The 21,707-nt window shown below is 46.7% G+C and carries 15 protein-coding genes; 7 read left to right on the plus strand and 8 right to left on the minus strand.

The window, feature by feature from the left end; translation table 11 throughout:
• From Q0668_RS20745 to Q0668_RS20760, 4 genes are all read right to left on the minus strand, one after another.
• The coding region (locus Q0668_RS20745; RefSeq protein WP_298868133.1) for a DUF4340 domain-containing protein at nucleotides 1-1,444 on the minus strand (1,444 nt) is incomplete at its 3' end.
• An 80-nt stretch (nucleotides 1,445-1,524) separates the two neighbouring features.
• A complete protein-coding gene (locus Q0668_RS20750) occupies nucleotides 1,525-4,173 on the minus strand; it encodes a Gldg family protein (protein ID WP_298868135.1) in 2,649 nt (882 codons plus the stop codon).
• Between the two features lie 59 nt (nucleotides 4,174-4,232).
• The gene (locus Q0668_RS20755; protein ID WP_298868138.1) at nucleotides 4,233-5,000 is read right to left on the minus strand and encodes an ABC transporter ATP-binding protein; all 768 of its coding nucleotides are present in this window, start codon (nucleotides 4,998-5,000) and stop codon (nucleotides 4,233-4,235) included.
• A 442-nt stretch (nucleotides 5,001-5,442) separates the two neighbouring features.
• Nucleotides 5,443-7,980: a SurA N-terminal domain-containing protein gene (locus Q0668_RS20760; RefSeq protein ID WP_298868140.1), complete on the minus strand. Its 2,538-nt coding sequence runs from the start codon at nucleotides 7,978-7,980 to the stop codon at nucleotides 5,443-5,445.
• A gap of 432 nt (nucleotides 7,981-8,412) precedes the next feature.
• Here Q0668_RS20760 and topA point away from each other — a divergent pair, with 432 nt between their 5' ends.
• Nucleotides 8,413-11,139, plus strand: coding sequence for a type I DNA topoisomerase (gene topA / locus Q0668_RS20765; protein WP_298868141.1), 2,727 nt, complete (start codon nucleotides 8,413-8,415; stop codon nucleotides 11,137-11,139).
• Nucleotides 11,140-11,153: 14 nt separating this feature from the next.
• On the opposite strand, the gene Q0668_RS20770 is transcribed toward topA, so the two are convergent.
• Both Q0668_RS20770 and Q0668_RS20775 read right to left on the minus strand, forming a co-directional pair.
• Nucleotides 11,154-11,948 (minus strand): DNA topoisomerase I, encoded by a 795-nt coding sequence (locus Q0668_RS20770; RefSeq protein WP_298868142.1) that lies wholly within the window; start codon nucleotides 11,946-11,948, stop codon nucleotides 11,154-11,156.
• A 146-nt stretch (nucleotides 11,949-12,094) separates the two neighbouring features.
• Complete coding sequence (locus tag Q0668_RS20775) at nucleotides 12,095-13,369, minus strand: reverse transcriptase family protein (protein WP_298868143.1); 1,275 nt, start codon at nucleotides 13,367-13,369, stop codon at nucleotides 12,095-12,097.
• A gap of 511 nt (nucleotides 13,370-13,880) precedes the next feature.
• Here Q0668_RS20775 and Q0668_RS20780 point away from each other — a divergent pair.
• Complete coding sequence (locus Q0668_RS20780) at nucleotides 13,881-14,576, plus strand: site-2 protease family protein (protein ID WP_298868144.1); 696 nt, start codon at nucleotides 13,881-13,883, stop codon at nucleotides 14,574-14,576.
• A 19-nt stretch (nucleotides 14,577-14,595) separates the two neighbouring features.
• On the opposite strand, the gene Q0668_RS20785 is transcribed toward Q0668_RS20780, so the two are convergent.
• Both Q0668_RS20785 and Q0668_RS20790 read right to left on the minus strand, forming a co-directional pair.
• Entirely contained in the window at nucleotides 14,596-15,948 is a 1,353-nt protein-coding gene (locus Q0668_RS20785) for an enolase C-terminal domain-like protein (protein ID WP_298868145.1), read from the minus strand.
• A 100-nt stretch (nucleotides 15,949-16,048) separates the two neighbouring features.
• Nucleotides 16,049-17,386, minus strand: a complete 1,338-nt coding sequence (locus tag Q0668_RS20790) for an ATP-grasp domain-containing protein (RefSeq protein WP_298868146.1) — start codon at nucleotides 17,384-17,386, stop codon at nucleotides 16,049-16,051.
• 239 nt (nucleotides 17,387-17,625) lie between these two features.
• Here Q0668_RS20790 and fae point away from each other — a divergent pair, with 239 nt between their 5' ends.
• The 5 genes from fae to Q0668_RS20815 all read left to right on the plus strand — a co-directional run.
• Complete coding sequence (gene fae / locus Q0668_RS20795; RefSeq protein ID WP_298868147.1) at nucleotides 17,626-18,123, plus strand: formaldehyde-activating enzyme; 498 nt, start codon at nucleotides 17,626-17,628, stop codon at nucleotides 18,121-18,123.
• Between the two features lie 106 nt (nucleotides 18,124-18,229).
• Complete coding sequence (locus Q0668_RS20800; protein ID WP_298868149.1) at nucleotides 18,230-19,093, plus strand: NADP-dependent methylenetetrahydromethanopterin/methylenetetrahydrofolate dehydrogenase; 864 nt, start codon at nucleotides 18,230-18,232, stop codon at nucleotides 19,091-19,093.
• Nucleotides 19,094-19,238: 145 nt separating this feature from the next.
• The gene (locus tag Q0668_RS20805; protein ID WP_298868150.1) at nucleotides 19,239-19,823 is read left to right on the plus strand and encodes an RNA polymerase sigma factor; all 585 of its coding nucleotides are present in this window, start codon (nucleotides 19,239-19,241) and stop codon (nucleotides 19,821-19,823) included.
• A complete protein-coding gene (locus tag Q0668_RS20810; protein WP_298868152.1) occupies nucleotides 19,820-20,431 on the plus strand; it encodes a hypothetical protein in 612 nt (203 codons plus the stop codon). Before Q0668_RS20805 ends, Q0668_RS20810 begins: the two co-directional genes overlap by 4 nt.
• 471 nt (nucleotides 20,432-20,902) lie before the next feature.
• On the plus strand, nucleotides 20,903-21,707 hold an 805-nt coding region (locus Q0668_RS20815; RefSeq protein ID WP_298868154.1), incomplete at its 3' end, for a POTRA domain-containing protein.

Consider the following 21,707-nt stretch of genomic DNA (forward strand, 5'->3'; position numbering starts at 1 on the left):
CATAAGTTTTCAGTTCCGACTGATATTTTTTCAGTGCGACTTCATACGCGGCCGCGGGGCTTGGCTTCTCTTCTTTTTTGGCCTTGTCATCTTTTTTATCGGCTGGTTTCTTATCAGCAGGTTTTTTCTCTTCTACTTTCGCTTCTTTTTTGTCGGCACCCGTTTTTGCCTTGAGATCGGCGGGCTTTTTGGGTTCTACAGGTTTTTGTGGAGGATCGCCAAGGAATGAAGGATCAAATGAAACAGTAACAAACAGATAACGGCTCGTTTTTAAGGCACTATCATCTGCCTTAGGATCCGCTTTTTTCTCGGGATCTTTGGCAGCTGCTGAGTCAGCCGACTTCTCTTTTTTCTCTTTGGATTTTTCGTCTGCTTTCTTACCACTATCGCCGACTTCGATATCCAGTGCACTTCCAGTGAAAATTTCACCGAAGTAAAGTGAATACACAACACCCTGATTTGTGGCGGCGATGACTTCGCCTTCATTCGAAACCAGTTGCTGATTGCCCTGTGGATCACTGGCCAGTATGAAACCTTTGCTTTGCAGATCTACAAAATCAACAGGATTCAAACGGAGTTGTCCCGATTTTTTCAGCTCCGATGCAATTCCCGTTGGTTTGGGGCGGATGCCTTGAATCTTCAAGTCGTCCAGAGTATTGACCATCTGATTGACGTCAGCGGTATTTACCTTTTCCGTCTCTTTATTCAAACCTTTCAGTTCCCAGGGATCAGTAGACTTTTTACGGGTGAGTGTCGACAGTTCCCGGTTCACAATCCGGCGCTTTCCTTCGTCGATCGAATATTTATTGACAATGATTTCCATCAGTCGATCTCGTTCCACTTTCAGCAGATCCGGTTCAATCCAGTCAGAAAATTCGGAGGAAAGATCGATTTTGAGTTTGGTACGATAGACCGAATCCTCATCGACTTTGCGGACATAGAATTCACCCGCTTGTTCGGGAACGGCTTTACCGATAATAAAATCAACCAGGGGTGTGCCTCCCTCATTCGAGAGAGTCAACCTTTGGCCTCGTCCTTTGAGATTTGTATTTGATTCATCCAGAGGGTCAATCACACCAAAGCGTTCGTGATCACTCTTGCGTCTGCTTTCCAGCGCTCCTCGAACGACGCCTACTACAGAGGCTGCGGTTTCGGCCAGTTCTGCTTCTGCATCTGCCGGATAGCCATGATGCGAAGGGATTTTCCAGACACCATCTTTGAATTCTACATTAAATACTTTCAGAGTGGCAGAATCCTCGTTATAGCTGACGACACGCAACGATCTAGCCTGCGTCGGATCAGCAAATTCAGGATAGAATTCTTCTCCCACGTTTTCATAGCCTGTCAACACAGTGGGTTGAGATGTTCTATCGGCTACGAAAGCGGCAATTAAGGCAGCGACAGCAATACCTACGTAGGTCAGTGTTCTGGTCGTTTCATTCATGGCAAACGAGTTACTCAAAAACAGTGGTTTAAATGGAATTCCAACAGGACGCAGTTCAGTATTTCTCTCTTAACAGCTGACTATTTATTTACTCGCCGGTCAGGCGAAATATTCTGGTTTTCATTTTTCAGGCTGAAAAACAGGAAACAGATACCTAACAGAATTGCCGGGAAGGGAGGCACGAGAATCGCATACCAGCGGATACGGTCTTCGATTTCGCGAATCTGGCGTTCTGTCCGGGCTTTAATTTTCTCAATCTCTTGCTGCTTTTCCCGTTCTATCTTGGCTTCGTCAACTTCCAGTCGTCGACTTTCATTTTCCTCAGCCATTCGAAGCATGATTTGTTTCGTGCGAGTATCGAGTGTTTTATTCTGTTCGATTTTCTCGCGTTCCGCTTTCAGGCGGTCACGGGCTTCCTGCAGTTTCGCATCTGCCGTTTCTGTTGCTTTTTCCCGTTCTTCATTACGTTCTTTCACGAAGACTGATGTTTCGCGCTCGACAAGTGTCAGAGTGCGGTGTTTTTCACGACGTTTTCGCAGTGCGATGTAAGAGTCATCGCCCGCCAGTTGATCAACACAATTTAACAAAAACGTGACGTTATCAATTTTCAAGCCAAATGCCTGGCGTTCACGGATATTGAATAACTCATTGGAAATCAGGTCCGCATCTGCGACAAAAATGACATTAATATCTTTCTGTTTTGACTTGGGAGTGGAAGTGATATGTGCCGCCAGTACGTGTGCATCGGTGTCAATCACACGTGGTGGATCTTGTGCAATTCGGACGGAATTGAAAAACGGACTGGTAATTTCACCCCAGTCCAGCAGCCCGGAATTCGGACCGGTTCTCAGTAACGGTTCAAAATTCAAATCCCGATCTTTGCGGGGACGAATGCTCCCGGGGAAGAATGTCAATATTTCCTGCAGTCCGCTCGTGATATTGCTGTTCAAACTGAAGGCGCTGCGCGTCCCACTTTTAGGAGTGATGAAAATCAACTCAGGTCGCACCACTTCGGCAAATTCCGGGTGCGGATTAAAATAGTCAAATACAACTTCACCATTGTTCCAGGCAATTTGTAATACATTCAGCAGCGAAGTCAAACGCCCTTCATCTGCTTTAGGTGTCGGCGGCGGTTGCCGCATACCCATCATGCCACCACCGGGACTTGGTTTCGGCATCCGTGGGGCACTTTGAATTCCTCTTCCCCCACCAAATACCGGGAGAGGGTCATCGCAGATCAGCGTGGGTTTTCCTTTTTTCACATAGTCTACCAGATTCTTCAACTGCGGCTGGGTCAATGAAGAGGGCAGAACCGCAAGCAGGACATCGTACTCCGTATCACTGATCGGGGAGTCGGGAGAAACCGATTGTACCCGATACTGTTTCTTTAATTCAGTGACAATCAGCCACGAAGGTTGATTCCCGCCGGCGGCCATGTCAAATCCACCAAAAATCTTGGCGTCGGTATTTAAAATACCCACGGTCAGGCGGTCATCTTTGGAGACAGTACGGATGGAACGTGTCAATTCATATTCGATGGGGGTTCCCACATTGAAGAAGGGGATTACGACTTCATCGGTGCCGCTTTTGACAACTGCTCCCATGAAAATTGTATCGACAAATGCCCGTCCGCCACGTTCGGTTTGAACGCGTTCTGCGGTGATATTCAACAGGCGGGCTTCTTCCTCTTCCTTACTGAAAGGAACAACTTTCACAAAGCGAACCTGCAATCTTTTACCACCCATCTGATCGTATTCACGCAGCAGTCCGATTAACCGCTTGCGAATGGGTACGTATTCTCGAGAAACCTCCGGACTGATGAACGCTTCAATTGTAATCGGATTCTTTTTATCAATTTTGCCAATCAAATCTTTTGTGGTTTGTGACAGACTGAATACTTTTTCCTGGGTCATATCAATCCGGCTGCTGCCATAAGAGACAATCACGTTGACACTGATCAGAATCACTACCAGAGAGATCGTACGAACCAGGTATTGCAGGCCCATTGAACTCTGTACCTGAGCACTCCAGTGCCTGCGGGTAATCAGAACCTGATTTAAATATAACATCATGATTGCCAGGGAAGTAAAATAGAGAATCGCTCCCAGAGGCAGCACTCCCGTGCCAAAATCCTGAAATTGCATTACGAGACTCAGGCTTTGAATCAACTTGCTTGAGGGAGCAATGAGACCGATGAAGATCGGTACGGCGCAGATGGCGGTTCCCAATACAAAGGCAACCGTTGTGCTGCTGGTTAATGCGGAAGCAAACATACCCGCGGCCAGTAAGGAGGCACCGGCCAGCCAGTAACCAAAAAATGTTGCAAACATTAATCCGAGATCAGGATTACCGATACGCCATAACACAAAAACATGCGTGACGGAAAACAATAGTGCAATCGTGTAAACGGCGAGTACTGAGAAGAATTTGCCTAGTAATATCTCAACATCGGAAGCCGGCAGCGTAAATAGCAGCTCATCGGTCCCCAGCTTTTTTTCGTCTGCCCAGACTCCCATCGTAATCGCCGGGATAATGAACAACAGAAGTAAAGGAAACCAGGTTGTCAATTGATCCAGATTCGCCAGATTGTTCGCGAAAAATTGCTGATTAAAGGCAGCAAAAGCACCAGCGACAACGAACACAACAATAAACAGATAACCCAGCACGCCGGAAAAGTAGCTTTGTACGTTTCGCTTGAAGACGGCCAATACAACGTTATTCCGCAACATAATGGAAGAGTCCTTACGACAGCTTTATTTTGAATCAAGAACAGATCTAATAACAGATATTACGCGTGTGTCAGTTTATGGAAACTTGTTTCCATATCATCCTGAGTCGTGCCCAGCTCATCTACAGAGCCATCAAACACAACCAGGCCCTGATTGATCAGGATCACTCGGCTGCAGACCGCTTTGACTTCCTGCAGAATGTGTGTAGAGAGTAAAATAGTCTTTGTCTTCCCCAGGTCGCGAATCAAGTCGCGCATGGTTTGATTCTGATTCGGGTCTAATCCGCTCGTTGGTTCGTCCAGAATTAAAATATCCGGATCATGCAGCAGTGCCTGTGCCATCCCCACACGTTGTCTGAAACCACGCGATAATTTTCGAATTGGCTTTTTCCAGACACTACTCAGGTCGCATTTATCCGAGACAAATTCAAGTCGATTACTGAGTTCCGCACTCGACATCCCACGCACACTTCCAGCGTATTTCAAAAATCCCTGAGGCGTCATCTCTTCATACAGTGGACCGTTTTCAGGTAGATAGCCGAGTTTCTGGCTGGCTTCGATACGATGGGTACTCATATCAAATCCGCCGACAAGGGCACGACCTTCACTAGGTGAAAGAAAACCGGAGAGCAGTTTCATTGTGGTTGATTTTCCTGCACCGTTGGGGCCCAGAAAGGCGGCAACCTGACCTCGGGGTACGGAAAATGTCACATCTTTTGTTGCAGTGAACTGGCCATAGAATTTGCTCAATCCGATGGCTTCGATCATCTCCCGCTGCGAAGAAGCTACTGGCTTCTCCGTAGAAGATTGCTGAACCTGTTCCGACATTGCAATAAAACTCCCGATGATTTTCTCGTGGGTGGATTCAACAGAATAGAGTGAATGCTGAAGGTCTAAACTGAAGTTCTCTATTTTTCAGTCAGATAACAGCAAACTCACTGAACATGTCCATTTTTAACTTGAAGCTGCCTAAAATACAACAAAGGGGGAGAGTACGTTTTGAGTTACCCGGATCTTCTTTGGTTTCATGCTGATGTAAATCAGGGGGCCAAAGGACTGTAGACTGATGCGAATTAAGGTGATTTCGATCAGCCAGACGCTGGGGAAACAATCAATATTCTCATATGATGACTCACCCTGATATCCTGAAAAAAGGCGGGTTCATGACTCTCTTCAGAATAAAATAATTTTGAATTCAATGAAAATCAAGTTCAAGATTAAAAAAAACGGCTTATGTCAGGCAAGACACAAACCGTTAATTTTCAGCGGGTTACTCCACTCTTTCTTCTTCTGCTTCTAACTGTTCAAAGAATTTTTGAACCTGATATTTCGCTTCCAGTTCCTGACTCCACTCGAAGTTCGTCTGCTGTTGCTCATTTTGAGCCAAAGGCAGATAGGGAGAGAAAAAGAAGAAGAGGTCAGTTTTCAAGAATTCCTGATACATGGCGGTCACGCCACCAGGCGTCGAAGGAATTCGATTCATCACTTTCACAACATAGCAGACCGATTTGTCTACATTCATGGCCGTGCCTGCTTCCCCATTGTTCAGATTATCAAAAATCTGTTCCATCAAGTCGTTACCCGCACCATCGATGGCGCTGATAGTGGATAACTCGGGACGAGGCATTGAGAACGGGTTACTCGCGCCAGCGGTCGAGGTGCGCATCCAACTGAACGATTCGGTTGTCTGAGTCGAAAGCGTCTCTCCCTCTTTTTTCCCAGTAACGGTTTGCCCTTTCAAAGCTTCAGGCATTGGTTTATCACCCGCGTCCGTAATCAGCTTTTGCAATGCTTCAGCCCGTTTTAATGCAAGCGGTCTGGCACGCTCCAGTTTCATCTGATCGGTGATGAGCTGATCAATTTTAGGATCATCAAATTTGGGAATCATGGCGTCGATATGTTTGACTTTCCAGTAGCCCAGCAATGCACTGGAAAATGAGTCTTCCGCTTCATAGGCCGTGTAAAGCAGCTCGACGGGTGTCTCGAACAGTTGTTCAATGGCAGTTCTCGGCTGCGCTGCAAATTGATTCAGCGTCGGCTCTTTTGCTGTTCCCAGAGGGTATTTCTCTGACTCTTCCATTTCCTGGGCCGACATCAGAGGCGTGATATTGTAGATCAACTGATGCTCGGTAGCATATTTTTTTAACAGCGCCGTGACCTCTTTGGGGGTCGGAGGCGCCACACCCTCTTCAGCAGGGCTTGTAATTCGATAGGTAAGATCATTCATATAGATCAGAGCGGTTGAGATCTTTTTCTTCATCAACGCCAGCGTACGTTCTCTCAGCAGTTGATCACGAATTTCACTTTTCAGATCATCATTTAACGGACGATACGGTTCGAGCGGCGCTGGTGCTGTTGTGGGAGTCCCCGGTTTTTTCTCTGCCCCCGGTTTTTTCTCTGCCGATGATGCACCAGGTTTGGAGGCCTTCACAGGAGCGTCAGCAGGCTTTTCATCCAGAAGTGAGACAAACGTAGTGAAATCAGATTCCAAAGCACTCGATTCTTCTTTCTTCTTCTCGGTCTTCTTCTGAGGTGCCTCCTTCTTTGGAGTCTCCTTTTTGGGAGTTTCCTTTTTGGGAGTTTCCTTTTTGGGAGTTTCCTTTTTGGGAGCTTCCTTTTTTGGAGCTTCTTTTTTTGGAGCTTCTTTTTTTGGTTTTATTTTCTGACCGGATGTCGGCTGAGGTTTTGCGGGAGCCGCTGGTTTCTTTTCGGTTTTTTCAGGCGTGGCTGAACTAACCGGCTTGACCGCTTCTATGGGCTGATCCAATGAGGGTCCACCTGGTGCCTGCATGTCAGGCGAATCAGGAATCGGGTTATTTTTGTAGAGGCGTTCCTTGTTGTCTTCGTAAAACGTTTTGATTTCGGCATCAGTGACTGGCGGAACCAGTTTTTCTGTTTCTTCAAAGTCAACCAGTAAATATTCAACTTGCACCTTTTGTGGCTGTCGTAATCCGGGTGAGCCGGGGCTTTTCTCATTTCGAAACACACTTTTGTAGTTTTCGAAAAATGCTTTCTTTTCCACTTCAGTAGGGGCGGCAACCTCGTCTTCAAAGGCTTTTACCGGTAGAGCCACCAATTCAAGTTCTTCGCGTACATTGAATTTTTTGTAGAAGTTCCAGTACTGATCGGGGGTCAGTGAAACTTCAGGCCTAAGCATTTGAAACGCGAGCCGGGCCTGGATTTGATCCCTGAGAACATCATAGATCTGTCCTTCCGTCACCCGCATGGTCTGACAGGTCTTCTGGAAAGCATTTTTGCTGAGTTTATTATTTGTGTAGCGGGAAATATATTGAGTGACTGTCTCATCAGAAACAATCAGATTCATTTTTTCCGCTTCTTTGCGGAACAGAAATTCAAGGATGATATCATCTTCAGTATTCCGGCCAAAACCAAACAGAGCGCCACGTGGAGGTTGGGCGCGTTCCTGTTCTTCCTCGGGCAATGATGCGTAATAAGTCCTGCTGACAAACTGATTGGCTATCTGCCGATTTTTGACGAGGTCATTATATTCCCTGATGTCGATGTTGCCCGCAGTACTCGTCACAACCGTCGCAGCACCCTGGCGAGGCATATTCATATAACCCACAAAGAAACCGATAATGATTCCGAAGACCGCGAACTGTGTTCCCTTTCCACGGTCTTTTCCGAGGTACCAGAACAGAGGTCCGAATACCAGCATTCCCAAAATTGGCGGAATCTGCTCGGGTTTCAACTGATCCATGACGATAAACGCAAACATGGCCAGGATGGTGAGCGGAACCATTAATACTTTTTGTTTTTTACGAAACAATTCCAGTGGCGAGGCCATTCTGTTTCCTTCTTCAGTCTGCAAGTCGATTAAAATCGATTTCCGGTAGCAAAAATGTGGTGTCAGCGAGCTTCAATTGAGGGGATGTCCGCTGTTCGTATCTTCCCATTGGAAAAGAGTTTTCCGTTTATTTCATGTGTTGTAATTTATTCCGGTCGTTCATGAAAGTCATCTCTCAAAGAATCCTGCTGTTTCCGGCTTGTTCTTTCCACGAAAAGTCCCCCCTTTCAAGGCAGAATCAGAGGTGAAAAAAATAAATACAGCCTTGACAGAGACTTTTGTGGCGGTTATGGATTGCCGAGATAAAGTTATCAAACGGATTCATACAACGATTCAAAATACATGCAAATTTGCAAAAGTTGAGCTGCATATTGTAGCCAGCATGACTTTGGTGACAAGGTTTAGGTCGATTTCTCAGGAAGGGCAGGTCTGGTGGCAAAGAAAAAGCTAAAAGCATTGGTGATCGTTGAGTCACCGGCCAAAGCCAAGAAAATCGGCGGCTATTTAGGTAGTGACTATAAGGTTCTGGCCAGTATGGGGCACGTTCGTGATCTACCGACCAAGGCCTCAGATGTCCCGACGGAATTCAAGAAAAAACACAAATGGGCCACATTAGGGGTCAATGTCGAGTCAGAATTCGAGCCTTATTACCTGGTTCCCCAAGACAAGAAAAAAACCGTCAAAGAACTCAAAGACGCTCTGAAGGATGCTCAAGAGCTGATTCTCGCGACGGACGAAGACCGCGAAGGCGAAAGCATCGGCTGGCATTTGGCCGAATTACTAAAGCCTAAAGTACCTGTAAAACGGATGGTTTTCTCGGAAATCACCAAAGAAGCCATTCAGGAAGCCATTGCCAATCCGCGTGACCTTGATTTGAATCTGGTCTCTGCTCAGGAAACGCGTCGGGTGCTGGATCGCTTGTATGGATTTACATTAAGTCCACTGTTATGGAAAAAAATTGCACGAGGACTGTCTGCCGGACGTGTACAGTCAGTCGCGGTTCGGATTCTGGTACAGAGAGAACTCGAGCGACTCGCCTTTCGCAGCGGTACCTATTGGGATTTGAAGGCACTGCTCAAAACTTCCGAGGGAGCCGAATTTGATTCGATGTTAATGACCGTTGGCGGGAAAAAAATTGCCAGCGGTAAAGACTTCGATGAATCAACGGGCAAGCTCAAAGAGGGTTCCGATGTCTTACTGTTAAACGAACAGCAGGCGGAAGAGTTGCTGGAACGAGTAAATAAATCGGACTGGAAGGTGACTTCGGTAGAGCAACGTCTGCAATCGCGTAAGCCACCAGCTCCGTTTACTACCAGTACATTGCAACAAGAGGGGAATCGCAAGCTGAACATGTCAGCTCGTGAAACCATGCAGGTTGCCCAGCGGTTGTATGAAGATGGTCATATCACTTACATGCGTACCGATAGTGTCAATCTTTCGAATGAAGCAGTGTCTGCATCGCGTGAGCGTATCGAAGATTTATATGGTAAAGATTATCTCAACCCGGAGATCCGCCGCTTTGATACGAAATCCAAGGGCGCGCAGGAAGCACACGAAGCGATTCGTCCCGCTGGAAAATTAATGAAAACCGCTGATGAAATTGGCCTGAAAGGGCAGCAGGGTAAATTATATGCAATGATCTGGATGCGAACGATGGCGACACAGATGGAAGAAGCCAGATTACGTTTTCAAACAGTCACAATCACAGCCGACAATGCCGAGTTTCGTGCTACAGGACGACATGTTGAATTTCCCGGTTTCTTCCGCGCTTATGTGGAAGGTGTTGATGATCCAGAAGCCGCTTTAGATGACAGCGAATCTGTCTTGCCACCTTTGGAAGAAAATCAGGCGCTGGAAGCCAGTCAGGTTGACCCTCTAAAGCACGAAACCAAACCGCCCGCACGCTATACGGAAGCCACTATCGTTCGCAAAATGGAGAGTGAAGGAGTAGGACGTCCCAGTACTTATGCTTCCATTATCGGAACAATCCAGGACCGCGGCTATGTGAATAAGGTCGGCAGTCAGCTTGTGCCCACATTTACTGCGCTGGCCGTCACGCGGTTGCTCGAAAAGTTTTTTCCGAATCTGGTCGACTTGCAGTTTACCGCAGCCATGGAACAGCAACTGGATGACATTGCCGTCGGTGAAGGGGACCGGTTACCTTATCTCAATCAGTTCTATCGCGGGGAAGCAGGCCTGGATGAACAGGTGAAGGCCAAAGAAGAGACCATCGATGCACGGGAAATCTGTACCTTGAATCTGGATGGGATCGAGTCGGCGGTACGCGTTGGTCGCTATGGCCCTTACGTGACAGATGGAGCAGAAGAAGATCCCATTTCCGCATCTATTCCTGAGAATATCGCACCCGCTGATCTCACGAATGAACTGGCAGAAAAATTAATTCGTCTGAAAAGTGAGGGCCCGAAATCACTGGGCATGCATCCTGAAGAAAATACACCGATTTACAAGTTATTCGGTCCGTTTGGCCCTTACCTGCAACTAGGGGATGTCATTGAAGATGGACCCAAGCCCAAACGAGTAAGTATCCCCAAGACCGTCGATCCCGATGATGTTAGTTTCGAACTGGCGCTGAAATATTTAAGTCTGCCTCGCGGATTAGGTGAGCATCCCGAAACCGGCAAGAAAGTAAACGCGGGCATCGGTCGCTTCGGCCCTTATGTCCTGCACGACAAAGTTTACAAGTCACTGGCGAAGGAAGACGATATCCTGACAATCGAGTTGCCCCGCGCTGTGGAATTGTTAAAGCAGGCACGACAGCGGAGTGCGCCCACCCCCATTCGTGACCTGGGAAAACATCCGGAAGACGAAGAGCCAGTTGCAATTTTCGATGGTCGTTATGGACCCTATGTCAAACATGGCAAAATCAACGCCACCATTCCCAAAGGCTACGAAGTCGAGAATGTAACCATGGAGCTGGCAGTAGACTGGCTTGAACTCAAAGCGGCGAAAACAGGAGCCAAGAAAAAGGCAACTAAAAAGAAGGCGGCTGCAAAAACAACGAAGAAAGCAGCAGCCAAGAAAACCACAAAAAAAGCAGCTGCAAAAAAGAAGACGACCAAAAAAGCGCCAGCGAAAAAGAGCACTAAAAAGAAGACGACAAAAAAGAAGGCTGCCAAGAAAGAAGAGACTGAAGAATAATCGGCAGTTCAAGTTCAGGCAGACGCTTTGGATTGGTCCTCTTGGTCCATCGGCGTTTCCATTGTTTCCTGAAGCTCTTCGTTTTTGTCTCTCTCGATATCTGCTGCTTCAACTTCTTGATCATTCAGATCAAACTCCTCAATTAACTCGCGGCGGCGCATTGTTACCTTGCGATCAAATTCTGAGAGCACATCCAGCGCGCGGTCACGTGAAGTCACTAAGCCAATAATCAGATAATGAGTAATCGCGACTCCATAACAGACCCAACCTACTGTATCGACGGCGATAGCAGCCAGGATGGCGAAGACGGGAGAGGACCGGTTGATATGCTGGCAGACAACACCCTTCAGAATGGGCCTCCATTTTTCTCTCAACTCACGAAAAATGCCGTACTTTTTTGATAGCGTTAGCTTGGGTGGACCAGGGTGAATAATCGAAAATAATTCCTGATCAGGCATCGCTTCGATCACACCTATGGCCAGCATAATTCGAAAACCCATCAAAACCCAGCCTTCCGTTCCCTGGAGACTCATGGGAACCCAGCCAAACAAAGCTGCCTCCATATTGGCGGTCGCTGCCAAGAGTAATAAGGAACCGCGAAACCACTGTTCGAGGTCTTTTTCCAGCTCCGCGTCAATCTCTTGAACACGAACGACCTTCTTAAGAATCAGATGGAATATGGGGATGGCAATCAAACCGATAAAGAAACGTGTTAAGGGCTTTAACAGGTTTCTAAAATAGGGATTGGCAAACAGGATTCGAAAAAATCCACCCACAATAGTTCCTAACTGATCGAAAGGTATAAACACGAATTTTACTCCCTGATTGACTAAACGAAATCGGTTCAATCAGGGATCAAAAAAAACCACCAAAGAATCAGGTCTTTCAGAGCAGTGGTGCCTCTATTATGCCTCAAAATGCAGGTATGAAACAAGCCAGAAGATTCACATTGGAATTACCAGCGGATTCGTTCATAAAGCTGTAGTAAACGCTGGCCACGGTTTGGGTTGAGTTGTTGCACATAAGCCACACGACCGCGCAGATGGCTGGCGAAATCAGGATGTTGTTCCCGGTTTTGGCTAACAGGTCCCGAACGAATACAATTCGTAAGTATCGCTTTGAGGAGATCGAATTCTTTACGCGGGACATTCGGATGTTCGTTGACCACAACGCCTGTCACTTTCTGCTGTTGATTATTTCGCAACACACGTCTTTTTGAATGATTTACCTGGAATCGCTCCGATCGGATGATTTGCTCCACGAGTGGAATAAAGACACGCAACGAACGCAAAAACTGATCTGATCCGGAAAACGTCAAATCGTCGGCATAGCGCGTGTAGTCGGCACCAAAAGAACGTGCTAATCCTGAAAGTCTGATATCCAGTGAAAAGGCCGACAGGTTGGCCAGTGCAGGGGATGTGGAAGCACCTTGCGGCAGATGACGCGACAGATAGGGATAAAGCGGGCGCAAGCTTCCATCAGGAAACGGCATGCTCATGGGCACTGCCGAAGTTGTCAGTCGTGCCAGACAAATCGCTGCTTCACGACAATAACCCACACTGCGGAAAATGGAAACGACACGCGAAAATTTGACACTGGTATAAAAATTCTCCAGATCAAATTTGACGACAACGCGTTTTCCCACATGAGGCCGCGCGTTGGTGACGGGGGAATGACCGGTGATAAATCCGTGTGCCGCAGAATGCACGGGGATCTTGCTCAGTAACTCCTGCAGGATCTGTTGCTGTGCAATTTTCAAAAAAGGTTTGGGGGCTTCTATCAGCCGAAAACCATTTCGCTTGGGTAGCCAGTGATAAGCATAGTGCGAATCACCGACATCATCCGGCCGATCAAACTGATTAAACCGATGCGTCAACCAGGCCAGTTTTCCCAGCGGGATATCCAGCCATTGGGAAAGTTCAAGCGGTGTGCGAAATTGAGGCAGATTGTACCGATCTAGCTTTTCAACATCACTATCCCGCGTCATATCAAAATAATGACCCGTTCGAGATCCATAACGGGCAAGTTCGTGCGGCGGAGAGGAAACTTCTATCGTTTCAGGTATCTCAGCTTTATCTCCACTTTTGTAGCGAAACGGTTTGAGACGTGGTTTACGGGCAGCGCGCGAACGCTCGATACGTCGCTCTGGTTGCCCGGTTTCAGAAGGGGTAACTGAACGATTAGATGGTGAACCAAACAAGAGCTGGCGTAAAAATTGAAATAAACCCATTCAGAAATCCTGTTATCAGGTTGATGGATCTGATTACCTGAAAAATATTGAAAAGATAAAATGGCCAGCGGGCCGCACAACCGATCCTGTGACGAAGTGTTGCTACGATAAAAGTCTATCGTTGCGACACTTCACATGTCGTTGCATAGTCAATTCTTCTCCCGCGGGGTGTCCCCGCAGTACTCTGAGTGATCCGTCAGGATTCAGTCAGAGTCAGAACTTGTGCGACCCACTGCCCATCAAGACTGCAAATCGTATCCGTTTCGTGAGATGCGTCAATGTTAAGTCTGGGGGTTAAGTCAGGGGAATCTGGAGAAAGCCTGTTTTTTCTGACTCAATTTGATTACTGTAAACGCGTCAGATAAAAACGGAGAGATTAATGCCCCACCAGAAGAGGTCTGATCTGCAATTGCCCTGGTTTCAAGACCAAGATACAGTGCGAGCAGAATACAAAATTTAGAGAACATATTCGAGTCTGTTTTGCTGAAACCGAATACAGAAAGTTTGATCGATGCTGGGAAATGTGAATCCCACAGAATTTGATTTGCGGTTTTCCCTGTTCGGGATTCCCGTGCGCGTACACCCACTCTTTTGGGCAGTGTCGGCTTACATGGGCTGGAGCCCTAATGATATCAAAATGACGTTCATCTGGATTGCCTGTGTCTTTGTCTCCATACTAGTGCATGAACTGGGACATGCGATCATGGCAAAACACTATGGCTGGCCTCCGGAAATCGTTTTGTATCACTTCGGCGGACTGGCTATGTTTCAGCCTTATTCAGGCATGACAACGCAGCGTTCGATCATCGTGTCAGCCGCAGGTCCCTTGGCCGGTTTCGGGTTGTTAGGCGCAGTCATGTTTTTCAAGTTCTTTTACAACAGGTATGGTCTTTGGGATAACTTGAGCCAGCAGGCATCCTTTTATGTTAGTAATACATTTCACTACTTGTATTTCATCAACCTGTATTGGGGGTTGATCAATCTCGCACCGGTTCTACCGCTGGATGGGGGGCACATCTGCGAAGATATCTGTAAGGCCGTTAAACGGAATGGTGGCGATGTCCTGGCGATTCAAATCTCAATGGTGGCAGCCGGCGGCCTTGCCTTTTATTTCTTTAAGTCAGACTTTCGGTTTGCCGGCATCATGTTCGCTTTGTTCGCCTTCTTCAACTTCCAGGCGTACCAAAATCGCAACAATGTCTGGTAGCGGACATTCATGACCCTGCTTAGAATCCTAAGCCGTCACCGTTCAGTTCAGCGGTTTTTACCGTTCCGTCAGTAATATTAAACATGCCGGGATAAGAGCGTTTCCACTTTTTGTTCGGTCCCGGGCAATACTGTCGGCCATTACCTTCAATCGCAGCGATGGACGGAATACGGGCCGCCAGACTGGCCGAATGTAAGAAGGAATAACCACAGCAGGTTAAATCCTGCACACAGAGAAACATATCAAATTTCTGGGCAGCTGCACCCAAAAACAGCGATTCGGTTTGGCCTTTGCAGGCTTTCAAAGCAACGCCCGAATAGCCGAGATCACGGCTGAGCAACAGCGATTCATAATCTACCAGCGATTCATCGATTACGACAGGTTTGATTTTAGCCGCTTCATGCATTTTGTTTTCAGGGTTGGCTTTGAGATCACGATTTGTAGGTTGTTCGATGTACTGCACTCGATCAAAGGCAGCCGGCGTTTGTTCGCGCACTTTGTTCAGAAAGTCGAGTACATAATCTACGTTTTCACATTTCTCATTGAAGTCCAGCGAGTAAAACCAGGTATCGTTTCGACGTTCACCCTGTGCTTTGACAGCTTCATTTTCAACAGCAATCACGCGGCTGATATCCCAGTCCAGATTGTCACCGGAGAGTTTGATTTTCAGATGCGTCAGTCCGTCCGCTTTAATCCACTCACCCAGTGTTTCCGGCAGCCCGTCATTAATGCGTTCAGGGATATCCGCTTCGGTGATTGGATCCAACGCACCTACAAGATGGTAAATTGGAAGTGACGGCTTGGGATCTCTTAACGTGTATTGGTCCAGATATTCCCCTTTGAATTGATCATCCAGATACTCTTCCAGATCGTGAGTCATAAATTCTTTTGAAAGACCATTATAACTGTTGATATGATTCGCACGTCCGAACCCATCATGAATCGCGGCATCCAGGGGACTCGATGCAACCAGTTGCGCCAACTCAGGAATTTCTTCCTCCAGGCCTAATCGCTTCGAAAGTTTTTTCGCCATGAAATGGTATTCAGCAGAAATATGATACATCAAATCAATCGGATGCGCAATTTCCGGACAGATATTGGCAATATCAACTGCTTCCTTCAGAAATTCGATCATGGCTTTCAGACCGTCTTCCGGACTGACGACTGAAGAAGGCCAGGCCCAGATATTACCGGCTGGCATACTCCCGATTCCAATACCCTGTTTTCCACTCCGCGTTTCAACAACGACTTCCACATTGAGCAGAACACTGCTGTCCATCACCCGCCCACCAAACTTCAGCGGTGTTCGAAAAGGGACTTCTTCTGTGGAAAATTTTGCCTCAACAATTTTGATATCTGTTGACTTGGGCATTGGTCTTTCATTCTTCCTTTATATAACAAGGCTTAACTGTAAAAAAGCTCATCTGTATTTGATTGTCATCTTCTAAATTTCAATTTTATAACCATTGCGCTCAATCTTCAAGAAACGAATGAGAATCATTCCTGCTTGGCGAAAAACCCTGAAAAAACAGTTTTTCTATTTTATTTATGGGCACGAATGTGTTAAAGACCTCTGAACGCTGCCTGGATCGACATGAATCCTGCTCAAAAATCTGCTCATAATGCACAACTCTATCAGCCAGCGACTGCAAACAGGACTGCAGATTCTCACCGACTCCATAAACAGTGCAAATTGGCGAACCGGGATGAATTGTCGTATCCGAACAGGGGATGTCGGCACTTTCGGGGATTTGATAGAGATGATCAGTACTGAAAGACTTCCAGCCAATTTTCGGTGTTTTCACTTTCGAAGCAGCATAGAGAATTCCTTTGGAAATGAGTGGATTTCGCCGTTTTTCGGACAGAACAAGTTCGCTTTGTAGTTGTTCGAGAGCATTTTTGCCAGTCTGAGTATCATCAAACGAGCGACAGGCGGCGAGATGCCAATGGAGCAGTGGCAGGCAATATTGAAGTTCAAACAGTTCTGTCAGAGCCGTGTAGCGGGGATTGACCTCATTGAGCCATATCTCATTTTCCTGTTCCGGATTCAGTAGGAAATCACAACCAAAAATTCCCTGAATTTGACAATGCTGCGATATCGTTTGCCCCGTTTCTTCAAGTAATTCTTTCAACCAGGAAGCTACAGGGGAGAGAGTGACGCCGCCACAAAATTGAAAGGGGTCAGCATGAAAGGCAGAATTTCCAATGAACTGCAGGGAAACTCCGACAAGAACGGTGGCTTGCTGAAACGAAATAAACAACGCAGAAAGGGGAATTCCCGGTTCGTAACGTTGCAGATAACAGTTTTCCTGGATTGAATGAGTAGAGGCATGAGAATCAGCGAACTGGATTCCAGCCCCGGCTGCACCCTTGAACGGTTTAGAAAGCCATTTTTCTGTTTCGCTAAATAATGAACCAGCGGGAAGGCAAGGGGCTGCTTGAATTCTGCTCTGCGAAAGTATCTGTTCCAGTAAAAACGGATTCCGGGCGCGCTCCAGAACGTTCGAATCACAGCCTCTCAGCAGATGTTTCTGGCTGATTTGGCCGATGAATTCTGGCTGATTTTCCATCGCCCCGGTATAGATCCAATCCAGCGGCGGGTATTGCAAAAGTGTCTCGATCCAGTCAGAGCTGACAGCGGTTTTGGGAATCACTTCCGCGATCTCAAGCAAGTCCGAGTCTGCATATTGATCTACGCAGACAGGTCGAAAACCGGCTCTTAACGCGGAAAATGCAGCGGCACGCGTACTGGCACCCACAATCAGTAATTGAGGATTCTCTGGAAAATCGGTTTGATTTTGTTTGTTCATAAGACCGTGTACTGGTGGAATTTAATAATAATTTTAGGAGGATTTAGTCTGATTACCAGCCAATTACTGGCAATCCTGATCTTAAATTGTTATTACTGAAAGCAGGCTACGAATGATCCAAGGCGAACCTGACGACAGTTTGTTTCGCCGTCCCTCTAGGACTGCGGTATTCATGATCTGTTTTAATTTTATGCGCGATGCATAATTGTGAGAACCTAATCCAAAATGGAGAACGAAGAATGTCAATGTTTGTCGGTGAGTCACTTGTAGGCGAAGGTAATGAAGTTTCTCATATCGATTTGTTGATTGGTGACAAAAATGGTCCCGTCGGAGCAGCTTTTGCAAACGCTCTGTCCAGCCAGAAAATGGGTCATAGCAACTTATTAGCGGTATTATCACCAAATCTGGCTGTGAAGCCAGCAACTGTCATGGTGACTAAGGTCACAATCAAAGGTGCGAAACAGGCCGTTCAGATGTTTGGACCTGCTCAGTACGCCGTCGCAAAAGCAGTTGCCGACAGTGTAGAAGCCGGAGTCATTCCCAAAGACCAATGCGAAGATCTGGTCATTGTCTGTGGCGTCTTCATTCACTGGGAAGCGGATGACGATAAGAAAATCTTCGATTACAACTACGCAGCCACCAAAGAAGCAATTGCTCGTGCCATGAGCAATGAACCTTCTGTTGATGAAATGCTTGCTAAGAAGAGTGAAGCTACTCACCCCTTCTACGCTGGTTGAAATTTCTGCAGAGGTGCAAAGATCGAAATCAAACCCCTGTTCATTCAGAGCAGGGGTTTTTTTACAATTTTAACAATTCACGCTTTGGGTGAGTGTTTGAACTATCATGAAAAAAATTCTGATTCAACTGGACACGGATGCGCAACCCAGCACTTTTGATCGTGTGGTCGCCGTCGATGCGGATGTCGATGAACTGCTGAGTTATGGCGGAATCACGCCCGAAAATGTGGAATCCCTGGTACATGGTGCGATGTTTACTCGTGGGCCGCAAGATCTGCATCATACTGCCATTTTTGTCGGAGGCAGCAATGTCAAACAGGGAGAATCACTCTTTCAACGCATTCAGGAAACATTTTTCGGTCCGGTACGCGTTTCGGTCATGATGGATTCAAACGGTTCTAACACAACCGCGGCTGCTGCTGTATTGGCGGCGGGAAAACATCTCGATTTTTCTGAAACGACAGCACTGATTCTAGGCGGAACCGGTCCGGTAGGACAACGTGCGGCACAACTGCTGGTAAAACGTGGTGCGAATGTAATCCTCGCATCCCGCTCGGAAGAGCGTGCTCAAGCAACCTGTGATGCAATTGCGAACACCATCGAAGGCGCAAAACTCAAGGCGCTTTCGTTAAAAGATCATAAACAGATTGAAGAAGCCAACCGGGAAACGAATCTCATCATCGCCGCCGGCGCAGCGGGAATCAAACTCATACCCGCGCCATGCTGGAAGCCGATGAAACAACTCAAAGTGGTCATTGATCTCAACGCGGTTCCTCCGGCAGGCATTGAAGAAGTCGACGTGATGGACAAAGCAACCGACCGGGATGGTATCCTCTGTTACGGGGCGATCGGAATAGGTGGCACCAAAATGAAAATACATAAAGCCGCCGTCCGTAAGCTCTTCGAAACGAATGATCTCTTACTTGATACGGAAGAAATTTATCAAATCGGCGCTGATCTTAAAAAGTAAATGAGATTCGGGAATGGCGGAACAGAAACGATTCAACTTGCATTGTCTGAATCGGACTCGATACAATGAGCCTGCACGAATTCTGTTTAAAAATGCACTTTTCAGGTTGTACTGAAGAGAGAACCGAGAATCCCGGACACGTTCTATGATAGACGACGCCACCATTATGAAACGCATCTGCGCAGGAGAATATCTTCTGTTCGATGAGTTAGTGTTGCGCTATCGCGATCGATTATTGAGATTTGCCTGGAGTAAATACGGCAACATCTCGGCGGCAGAAGATCTGGTGCAGGAAGCATTTTTATCCGCTTTTGCGGCCCGCGATTCATATAATCCGGAATTTGCGTTCTCTACCTGGCTCTGGACGATTTTTTTGAATTTGTGCCGTCGTCATTATAAACGGGAATTACTTCAGCCGCGTGAAATCGTACGCTCCTCATTTGCTGCTGCAGATTCAACAAAAATCCCCGAACCCAGTTCGTCAGAGACCCCTCTGCAGGTGGCCTTAAAAACAGAGCAATTTGAACTTCTAGCGGTATATCTTTCGGAGTTATCGGAAGTGCAGGCGGATGCATTGCGACTTCGTTTTTTTGGCGGAATGAAATTTTCTGAGATTGCTTTAACCATGGATTGTAGTTTGTCGGCAGCGAAAATACGCGTGAAAAACGGATTGCTTAAATTGGCCCATCGTTTTTCCGAAGGCAAAACTTCGGAGGGAGATGTATCATGAATTGTGACGAAGCTTTTGATTTAATGACTCATCCTACAGATCACAATTCTGAGGAGCTGCTCTGGCATCTGCAATTATGTCCTCGTTGTCAGCAGATGAAAGACACCCTTGCGCCAGCGCTGGAACCTCTACACCAGTTTCTAGAAGATCTGACAGAGACGGATGAGCTCACTGGATTTTTTGCGGATGCCCAGCAAACGGGTGAGCGGGAATCAGCGTCCGCTTTGCCACAAACGCGCAAACCTTTTCTCTCTGAGGAAAGTGTACGAATGGCTGAGCAGGCAGCGACTCGCTTAAGAACAGCAGCCCGTACCAGTCAAGTAACAAAACAACCTCACAAATCAAAGCCTTATCAAAAGCGACTCATGCAGGCTGCGCTCATTTTGCTGGCTGGCTTTTTGATCGGATGGGGAATCTCTTCAGGTGGTCCCGGAAGTTATTATCTTCCATCGGGAGTGAACGGTTTATCGAGCCAGCAGCCATGCCTCTGGGTTGCCCAGCGGGACAGCGCTGTAAATCCAGCGGACATACAAAATCGCGATCAGGCATCGGTTAACAAGGTGGTTCTATCCTGCGTTGCCTGTCATTTGCAGGCAACGGCTGAGTAATACCGTTGTTATAACGGCATTGATTCGGCCTCCCGAAATTTGACATTTAGTCATCGAAACGGGGAACAAAGCGACGAATCTTGTAATTCTTACAAGCCAGCTACCAATGCCGGGCTTTTTTTTATTCGATCTCATCAAATCTGATGGTGATGGATAAACTCATCTTGCAGCTGATTTCATTATTCGTTATTTCTACGCAACCCACAATTAACCCGAGGGTAACTTTCCTGTCTTACAATCCCAAATCCTCATATCCTCCATGAGATCACAGGGACATCGAAAAAGTGAATTTCAACCTGTCACATTGAAGTAAACCTCATATCTTTTCTCGCAAAAATTACAATTGGATTCGACATGATAAGAGGTGTCTTATCTGACGCCAGATGCGGTAACGCATTCCGATGGGCATTCGGCCTGATCCTGGTTCAGATTACATTATTCGGAGATTGCATCACGGGGATTCATCCCTTGATGAACTCAGCCTTTGCGCAGAAAGCAGAAAAGGGTTCGATTTCTATTAACGAACCGCTCTTCGATATTCGCGTGGAAGGAAACGAATCGATTCCCTCGCTGTCTATTTTACAAAAAACAAAAATTCAACGCGGGCGACCTGCCTCTCGCGATCAAGTGATCGAAGATGTGCGACAGCTCTTCGCGACTCGCTGGTTCTCCAGTGTACAACCCGTTTATCGAAAAACGGATCAGGGACTGGTTCTAATATTCAAAGTCAAAGAACGTCCGATCGTTGAAAAAGTGGAATTCCGTGGAAACAAGAAAATCAAAACCAAGCGATTGGCGGCGACAACCGGATTGAAAGTCGGTTCTCCCTTTGATATTTCTGCGAACCAGGAATCCGTTCATCGCATCAAGCAGCTTTATGTGGAACGCGGATACCGATTTGCTGAAATTGAACTGCTCAAAGGCAATGATGCCAATGACCGTCAGGTGATTTTCAAGATTAAAGAAGGGCCGAAAGTTGTTGTTTCGGGTATCAAATTCCACGGAAATAAGTTCGTTCGCTCAGGTGTACTCAAAACAAAACTGCAAACAAAAAAAGCACCACTCGGTTTAAGTATTCTGGGGGGAAAATATGATCCTTCCACAGTGCAAGATGATTTAATCTCACTCAAGCAATACTATAATGGCCTGGGTTTCTTCGATGTGAAAATTAAAGAGAAAGTCGGCTACAACAAAGAGCGTTCACGAGTTCAAATTGAATATACCGTGAACGAAGGCAAGCGTTACAAAATTCGTGATATTCTAATTGATGGCAATC

Origin of the sequence: uncultured Gimesia sp., assembly GCF_937910335.1 — a bacterium.
GTDB lineage: Bacteria > Planctomycetota > Planctomycetia > Planctomycetales > Planctomycetaceae > Gimesia.

Bases quoted from the DNA above. Each gene is read 5' to 3' on its own strand.
- Q0668_RS20750 (WP_298868135.1), bottom strand. From the start codon at position 4,173: ATGTTGCGGAATAACGTTGTATTGGCCGTCTTCAAGCGAAACGTACAA.
- Q0668_RS20755 (WP_298868138.1), bottom strand. From the start codon at position 5,000: ATGTCGGAACAGGTTCAGCAATCTTCTACGGAGAAGCCAGTAGCTTCT.
- Q0668_RS20760 (WP_298868140.1), bottom strand. From the start codon at position 7,980: ATGGCCTCGCCACTGGAATTGTTTCGTAAAAAACAAAAAGTATTAATG.
- Q0668_RS20775 (WP_298868143.1), bottom strand. From the start codon at position 13,369: ATGGGTTTATTTCAATTTTTACGCCAGCTCTTGTTTGGTTCACCATCT.
- Q0668_RS20780 (WP_298868144.1), top strand. From the start codon at position 13,881: ATGCTGGGAAATGTGAATCCCACAGAATTTGATTTGCGGTTTTCCCTG.
- Q0668_RS20785 (WP_298868145.1), bottom strand. From the start codon at position 15,948: ATGCCCAAGTCAACAGATATCAAAATTGTTGAGGCAAAATTTTCCACA.
- Q0668_RS20790 (WP_298868146.1), bottom strand. From the start codon at position 17,386: ATGAACAAACAAAATCAAACCGATTTTCCAGAGAATCCTCAATTACTG.
- fae (WP_298868147.1), top strand. From the start codon at position 17,626: ATGTCAATGTTTGTCGGTGAGTCACTTGTAGGCGAAGGTAATGAAGTT.
- Q0668_RS20800 (WP_298868149.1), top strand. From the start codon at position 18,230: ATGAAAAAAATTCTGATTCAACTGGACACGGATGCGCAACCCAGCACT.
- Q0668_RS20805 (WP_298868150.1), top strand. From the start codon at position 19,239: ATGATAGACGACGCCACCATTATGAAACGCATCTGCGCAGGAGAATAT.
- Q0668_RS20810 (WP_298868152.1), top strand. From the start codon at position 19,820: ATGAATTGTGACGAAGCTTTTGATTTAATGACTCATCCTACAGATCAC.